This is a genomic window from Bifidobacterium sp. UBA6881 (assembly GCA_002451435.1).
GTDB lineage: Bacteria > Actinomycetota > Actinomycetes > Actinomycetales > Bifidobacteriaceae > Bifidobacterium.
The window spans coordinates 26,217-33,687 of record DKCF01000068.1 but is presented as its reverse complement, the minus strand read 5'-3'; the positions used below and the strand labels follow the sequence as shown (position 1 = coordinate 33,687).

Annotated in this window: 8 protein-coding genes; 4 read left to right on the top strand and 4 right to left on the bottom strand. The window is 60.1% G+C overall.

Annotated features, from left to right (window positions below):
* Positions 1 to 216: 216 nt before the first annotated feature.
* Both B3C64_RS05160 and B3C64_RS05155 read right to left on the bottom strand, forming a co-directional pair.
* Positions 217 to 708 (bottom strand): flavodoxin, encoded by a 492-nt coding sequence (locus B3C64_RS05160; protein WP_291534193.1) that lies wholly within the window; start codon positions 706 to 708, stop codon positions 217 to 219.
* 42 nt (positions 709 to 750) lie between these two features.
* A complete protein-coding gene (locus tag B3C64_RS05155; protein ID WP_291534191.1) occupies positions 751 to 1,611 on the bottom strand; it encodes an aldo/keto reductase in 861 nt (286 codons plus the stop codon).
* Between the two features lie 237 nt (positions 1,612 to 1,848).
* On the opposite strand from B3C64_RS05155, the gene B3C64_RS05150 reads away from it, so the two are divergent.
* The 4 genes from B3C64_RS05150 (at position 1,849) to B3C64_RS05135 (ending at position 6,208) form a co-directional block, all read left to right on the top strand.
* Positions 1,849 to 2,295: a MerR family transcriptional regulator gene (locus tag B3C64_RS05150; RefSeq protein ID WP_291534190.1), complete on the top strand. Its 447-nt coding sequence runs from the start codon at positions 1,849 to 1,851 to the stop codon at positions 2,293 to 2,295.
* A gap of 562 nt (positions 2,296 to 2,857) precedes the next feature.
* Positions 2,858 to 4,534 carry an energy-dependent translational throttle protein EttA gene (gene ettA, locus B3C64_RS05145; RefSeq protein WP_291534189.1) on the top strand — a complete coding sequence of 559 codons (1,677 nt, stop codon included), beginning with the start codon at positions 2,858 to 2,860 and terminating at the stop codon, positions 4,532 to 4,534.
* 33 nt (positions 4,535 to 4,567) lie between these two features.
* A complete protein-coding gene (locus B3C64_RS05140; RefSeq protein WP_291534188.1) occupies positions 4,568 to 5,011 on the top strand; it encodes a hypothetical protein in 444 nt (147 codons plus the stop codon).
* Between the two features lie 273 nt (positions 5,012 to 5,284).
* Positions 5,285 to 6,208, top strand: coding sequence for an acyl-CoA thioesterase (locus tag B3C64_RS05135; RefSeq protein ID WP_291534187.1), 924 nt, complete (start codon positions 5,285 to 5,287; stop codon positions 6,206 to 6,208).
* 3 nt (positions 6,209 to 6,211) lie between these two features.
* On the opposite strand, the gene B3C64_RS05130 is transcribed toward B3C64_RS05135, so the two are convergent.
* Both B3C64_RS05130 and B3C64_RS05125 read right to left on the bottom strand, forming a co-directional pair.
* Positions 6,212 to 6,751, bottom strand: a complete 540-nt coding sequence (locus tag B3C64_RS05130) for a DUF3180 domain-containing protein (RefSeq protein WP_291534186.1) — start codon at positions 6,749 to 6,751, stop codon at positions 6,212 to 6,214.
* The coding region (locus tag B3C64_RS05125; RefSeq protein ID WP_291534184.1) for a 2-amino-4-hydroxy-6-hydroxymethyldihydropteridine diphosphokinase at positions 6,748 to 7,471 on the bottom strand (724 nt) is incomplete at its 5' end. The genes B3C64_RS05130 and B3C64_RS05125, both read right to left, overlap by 4 nt.

Sequence of the window (7,471 nt, the reverse complement as noted above, 5' to 3'; positions counted from 1 at the left end):
GTTTGAGGCCGATTCCGGCGGCCTCGTTTCTCAGACTCCGCACATAGTCGGCGAAGGCTGCCCTGCCCATGCCGGCCGCGGGATTCTCGAATCCGTTCTCGTCCGCCTGAAACTCGCCGAACAACGCGTATGTCCGTTCCGGATCACCCAGCCATGTTTCCACCAATCGCATAACAGGAACATAGCACGCAGCAGTATCAGCAGCCACGGCTCAACTCACAGCCCGAGCGAATCGACCCAATCCCGGAGTTGTGCTTCGGTGGTGCCGGCCGGCATGCGCCTGCCGGCCACCCAACGGGCCGCCGGCGCGGAATCATGCAGCTGTACACCGTCCGCACCGCGCGTGCTGGTGGAGCTCGTAGCGAACGTCACGATGGTTTTGCCTGCCCAGTCCTGCGCTTCGAGCCATGTGCGCACGACGCGCGGAGCGGTCTCCCACCACAGCGGATAGCCGACGAACACCACGCCGTAGCCTTCGGCGCTCGGCGCATCCGCCGCCAGTTCAGGGCGCATCCCGCGGTGCTGATGCTCCACATAGGAGCGGCTGGACGTATCACGCCAATCGATGTCGGCGGCCGTGTAGTCCTGAGCCGCCTTGATCTCGGCCAGGTCAGCGCCAATTGACTTCGCCAGCCGCTCGGCGACCCCGCGCGTCGTGCCCGTAGCGGAGAAATACGCCACCAAGGTCTTTGCCTTCGTTTCCATCATGCCCACACCTTCCCTAGAGCCTTTTCTTCCGGTATACCAGCATCATTCGCGGCCGGCACGGTCCTTGACGAATCCAACGAACATGTCGACGGCCTCCGGGGTGTCGTGGCGGAAGAACAGGCTGGTCTTCGTGTCCAGCACGGCGATGTCCGCCATCTCCTCGTCCGTAAGCGCGAAGTCGAACACGTCGATGTTCTCCTCCATACGATTCTTATGCGTGGACTTGGGCAGAGCCACGATGTCCCGCTGCATCAGCCAGCGCAGAATCACCTGGGCGACGGACTTGCCATGAGTCTCACCGATTCTGACCAGAGTCGGATTATCGAACATGCCGGCTTTGCCCTCGCCGAACGGCGCCCATGCCTCCTGCGCCACGCCACGCTTGATCATGTTCTCGCGGGCTTCGATCTGCTGATTGAACGGATTGGTCTCAATCTGGTTGACCATCGGGGCGATCTCGTTGAAAGCGACCATGTCGGCCAGACGGTCCGGGTAGAAGTTGGAAACGCCGATGGCCCTGATGACGCCTTCCTTGTACAGCTTCTCCAACGCATGCCATGCGCCGTAGGTATCGGAGAACGGCTGGTGCAGCAGCACCAAGTCGAGATAGTCGGCGCCGAGCTTCTTCAAGGACACATCGACCGACTTCAACGTGTTCTCGTAACCGTAGTTGCTGATCCACACTTTGGTGGTCAGAAACAGTTCCTTGCGGTCGATGCCGGAATCCTTGATGCCTTGGCCGACCTCGGCCTCGTTGAAGTAGCTTTGCGCGGTGTCGATGTGTCGATAGCCGACCTCGATGGCCTCGCGCACGCAGCGCGATGCATCGTCCTTGCTGACTTGGAAGACGCCGTAGCCGATCTTCGGAATTTCGACGCCGTTAGCAAGCTTGACATGCTCCATTGTTTTTCCTCCGTATGTTCCTCGTTGATATCGGATGCCGGTTTGGATGCCGTGCATGGCTCCAACGATAAAATCCGGTAGCTTCTACCGGTCAAATCACGACACGCCGGTACTATCTACCGGTAAATACAACCGGAAATATGACATGATGGATACGCGCAAAAACAACGCGGTCAAGCCCAATTCCCCTCCAGCAACGCCGCAGCCCGCCGCGCATCATCCACAAGGAGGCCATATATGGCGATCACCGTGATACCGCCTCATGCGAGCATGAAGACCTATACGATGAAGCAGGCATGCGAATTGACCGGCATGAACTATGAAGCACTGAAGTTCTACTGCAATTCCGGACTCGTGCCGGGAGTCGAGCGGGACCAGAACAACCGCCGCATCTTCGACGAGCGGAGCATCGCGTGGATCAACGGACTGACCTGCCTCAAACGATGCGGCCTCGGAATCAAGGAAATGCAGCATTACACGCAACTCTGCCTTGAAGGTGAATCATCGATACCGGAACGCAAGGAAATCCTCGCCATCAAACGGCGCACGCTCGAGAAAAAACTGGCCGAAGTCCAGGACGCCATCGACTATATCGACCGCAAGCAGACCTTCTACGACGATGTGCTTGCCGGAAAAATCGATTATTATTCCAACCTCATCAACCCTGCAGACAGCTGCGAGTAGCCATCATCGCGACACGTCGAGCCTGCGATCATGCCGGCAATACCCACGGTCCCGTTCGTCGATCGGACGCGCCACCCTGCACGGCGCGTCCACAGCAACCACATCGGCGGGAACGTCACGCGCGACAACCGCCCCGGCGCCGATCAAGGCAACATTCCAGAATGTATATAATCACCATATGCGCATACCCACACTCTTTGCCGGTGGACTAGTTTTGCACTCATAACAGTTTTGTCAATGGCGCTCTGAGCACAGCTGTCCTCCGACAAGGCAAAAGGAACCGATTGACCGACATGCGCCAAGAAAGCCCCGAACCCGACTTAATTAAGTACCATCGCCTTGTTGCGGCATGACGACGGGGTATGGGATAATCACGGATGGTACTTTGCGCAAGGATCGGTCCGGAAAACACCGGGTTTTCATCGACGTACGCGGATTCGCGCTTCGTGCGCCGCCACAATCGCCACGAAGCGTCCTCTTCGACGGCCCACAGGTGGAACTCCGTTGACTGGCTTACGCAAAACGCTGGAATTCCAACGTTTCTTAAGGATGGAACACAACATTGGCTGAATTCATTTACCAGATGATCAAGGCTCGCAAGGCCTACGGCGACCGCGTGATCCTCGACGACGTGACCCTGAGCTTCCTGCCGGGCGCGAAGATCGGCGTCGTCGGCCCGAACGGCATGGGCAAGTCCACGCTGCTGAAAATCATGGCCGGCCTCGACACCGTCTCCAACGGCGAAGCCACCCTGACCCCCGGCTACACCGTCGGCATCCTGCAGCAGGAGCCTCCGCTGGACGACACCAAGACCGTCGGCGAGAACATCCGATTGGCATTCGGCGAAATCGCCGCGAAGGTGGAACGCTTCAACCAAATCGGCGAGGAGATGGCCAATCCGGACGCGGACTTCGACGCGCTGATGGAGGAAATGGGCAAGCTCCAGAACGAGATCGACGCGGCCAACGGCTGGGACATCGATTCCCAGCTCGAGCAAGCCATGGACGCACTGCAGTGCCCGGACCCGGACACCCCGGTTTCCGTGTGCTCCGGTGGTGAGCGCCGTCGCGTGGCGCTGTGCAAGCTGCTGCTTGAAGCCCCCGACCTGCTGCTGCTCGACGAACCGACCAACCATTTGGATGCCGAGTCGATCCTGTGGCTGGAGCAGTTCCTGCACCAGTACAAGGGCGCCGTCATCGCCGTCACCCACGATCGTTACTTCATGGACAACGTGGCCGAATGGATCTGCGAGGTGGACCGCGGCCACCTGTACCCGTACAAGGGCAACTACTCCACCTATTTGGAGACCAAGGCCAAGCGTATGGAGATCCAGGGAGCCAAGGACGCCAAGCTCGCCAAGCGTCTGAAGAACGAGCTCGACTGGGTGCGTTCCTCGCCAAAGGCCCGCCAGGCCAAGAACAAGGCCCGTCTGGAGCGTTACGACCAGATGGAGCAGGAGGCGCGCAACAACAAGAAGCTCGACTTCTCCGAAATCCAGATTCCGGCCGGTCCGCGCCTGGGCTCCACCGTGCTGGAGGCCGAGCATATCCACAAGGCGTTCGGCGACCGCGTGCTCATCGACGACCTGAGCTTCACCCTGCCGCGCAACGGCATCGTCGGCGTGATCGGCCCGAACGGCGTGGGCAAGTCCACGCTGTTCAAGACCATCGTCGGTCTGGAGCCGCTGACCTCCGGTTCGCTGAAGATCGGCGACACCGTGAAGATCAGCTACGTGGACCAGAACCGCGCCGGCCTCGATCCGAACAAGAACCTGTGGGAAGCCGTCTCCGGCGGTCTCGACTTCATTGAGGTGGCCGGCGTCGAGGTGCCGACGCGCGCCTATGTCGCCTCCTTCGGCTTCAAAGGTTCCGACCAGCAGAAGCTCGTCGGCGTGCTCTCCGGCGGCGAGCGCAACCGCCTGAATCTGGCACTGACCCTGAAGCAGGGCGGCAACCTGCTGCTGCTCGATGAGCCTACGAACGACCTTGATGTCGAGACTCTGGAATCGTTGGAAAACGCGCTGCTCGGCTTCCCGGGCTGCGCCGTGGTGATCTCCCACGACCGTTGGTTCCTCGACCGCGTCGCCACGCACATCCTCGCTTGGGAAGGCGATGACGAGAACCCGGCCAAGTGGTACTGGTTCGAGGGCAACTTCCAGGCGTACCAGGAGAATCGTGTGGCGCGTCTCGGTGAGGATGCGGCACGTCCGCATCGTCTGCACCGTAAGCTGACCCGCTAATCGCTCGGCAATCCACATTGCCGCCATGACGTTGTGCCGCTTTCCACCATGGAAGGCGGCACATCGTCGTTTTATGCCATAGTCCGCGCAATCATAGCTGCTCCATCTTCTTCACCAATGATTGATCCAGCCTCGCCAATGATTGTTCTGCCGGTCAAAAACGTCGCTTTCCATATGAATCAGCAGGCCTTCCGCGGGCAGCGACATTCTGGCCCATGCAAAATGACGCTGCCCGCGAAGAACATGGCATCCCATACGCAAAGCGACATTCCAACCACGCAAAGCGACATTCCAACCACGCAAAGCGACGTTATACGCAAAAAAGCACACCTATTCATCCGCAAAGCGACGTTTTATACGTCCGTTGATGGAATCGATTTGCTGTTTGGCGAATCCAGTCTGCTACCTTGCATATTCTCCAATTCGCGCCATCCACAATCCGCCAAAACACTGGACAATCAGTCATATGCAATGTGACGCACGATAACGTCAAACGAAATACGGCATAATACAACGCATTACGGCTGTAACAGCATACGCAACCACACGGCAATACAACGCACCACGACCGTACGGCACGCACCGTCCGCATAGCACGCAATGCATGGCACGACACGTATATCAGCAGTACCGGCCACCGGCTTCGCGCTCTCTCACGCACTCGTTACAAAACAATCCGCCGGAATTTACCGCGCCTGCGTAGACTCGGAAGCATTACGGAATTTTCATATCACAGAATCGAGGTCCGCTATGGCCCAGGCAGAGACGACTCCATTACAGCGATTGGCGAAGGTGCTTGAACTCGGCACGCCTTCCACGTACCGTAGCCACACATACGTGAACGGCGAAAGCCTGTACTTCCCCACCGGCCGCGTGTACGGCGGCCAGGTAATCGCCCAATCGTTGATGGCCGCCGCGAAGACGGTGGCGCCGTCGCGTCTGCCGAATTCCATCCACGGCTATTTCATCACCGCGGGCGATATTCGTCAGGATCTGTTGTTCGATGTGGAGAATCTGCGCGATGGGCGTTCCTTCTCGGCACGTCGCGTGAACGTGACGCAGGCGCAGGGTTCCATCCTCACCGCGATCGCCAGTTTCCAGGAGCACGACCAGCAGGGCATCGAATTCGCCGATCCGATGCCCGAGGACGTGCCGGATCCGGAAAGTCTGACCAGCGCCAAGCAGCTTATGGAACCATTCGCGGAGAAGTCCGCGTATGCCAAGTATTACGCGGAGAAGTCGCCGTTCGACATCCGCCACATCACGCGCACGATCATGCTGGGGGCCGACAAGAAGAGCGCCAGCCATGATTCCGGCAAGCAGATGGTGTGGATGAAGGCCGACGGCACGGTGGACGTGCCGCAGGCGATGCATCGCGCGATGCTGGCGATGGGCTGCGACCAGATCATGCTGGAACCGGTGCTGCGACGTGCCGGATTGAGCATCGCCACGCCCGGCATCTCCTTCGCCTCCATCGACCATTCGATGTGGTGGTACCGCGACATCGACATCAACCAATGGCATCTGTACGTGCAGGACACGCCGACCGCGGCGCACGGACGAGGACTCGGACAGGCGAAGGTCTACACGCAGGACGGCGAACTGGTGGCGTGCATGGCGCAGGAGGCCATGTTCCGCGTGCCGAACGTGCCCGGCACGGCAGAGAAGGCCTGATCCTCAGATCTTGGATTTGGTGGCGGCGGCCGCGTAACGATTGCGTTGCGCTGTTTCCTTCGTCTTCGGCTTCTCCGGACCGTCAATCGGCGGAATCTGGCACAGCCACTCCCCCACGATGCCCACGACCATATCGGCGAGGCACACGACGCCGGCGACCGCGCATTCCACGATCGCCTGGCTGTAGAAAGCGGCCTCGCCGTGCGGCAGGCTCATAAGGATCTGGCCGACATACCATCCCGTCAACGCGGCACCGGCCACGCCCAGCGCCTTGCTTGCCATCAATGTGGCGAAGGCCCTTTGCGGGTCGAGCGGCTTTAATTGCGCGCGCTTTTCGGGGTCTTTGGTGGTGTATTTATGCACCTGCAGCGCCATGCACAGCACCGCGACACCCAGCACCGCCAATACGATCGGTACAATCCATGGCGCGCCAATCAGCGGCAGACCGGAGATCTCCCCGATTTTCGCGAATCCCAGGCCTGCCAGCAAGCCTACGATTGCGGCGAGCGCGTAATACCACCAAGGTGTGCGTCGAGCCTTCATAGCGTGTCTCCGATGATCCAGTTGTCGGTCAGGAATCCCACCTGTGCGGTGTCGGGGGCCATGGCGAGCAGGAACGAGACCGGATCGCCGTCCAGATGGGCGTCCGGATCCATGTCCAGCCAAGGAGCGAGCACCGCGGCACGCTTATGCGCGGTCGGCCATGGCACTTTGCAATCCGGCTCATCGCAATGCACGCCCTCCATATCGACGAGGTCGAGGTCGAGACCGTCGCCGATGGATTCCTCGATCGCGCCGAGCGACGCAATCACGTCGCGCGCGTCCATCCGGGTGAATATCTGGATGACGGCCGCCATTTTGTCGGGCAGACCGTCCAGTTGGCTGACGTGGTACAGCGGAGAGATGCCTTCGACCTGGTTCCCGGGAATGTTGTCGATCGCCGCGATGGCCCTGCGGAACTGGTTCTCCGCGTCGTTGGATGGGCTGTCGAGCGAAATCACCGCGCGCCGCGACGCAGGTCGGCTCTGCGCGGAGGCAGCAGCTATCGCCCTGGAAGCGGCGGTGCCTTCCGGCAGTGACGCCTCTGTATTGGCTGTCGTATCGGCGACGGCATTGCGAGCGTCTTCCGAATCGGCTCCACGAGCGCCATCACGAACACCCCGCGCATCGTCGATATTCACCCCGTCAGCGGCGTTCGCGGCATGACCGCGCATCGCGCCGTATGTCGCATTATCCGCAGTACCGGGCGAGGACGTGTCGCGC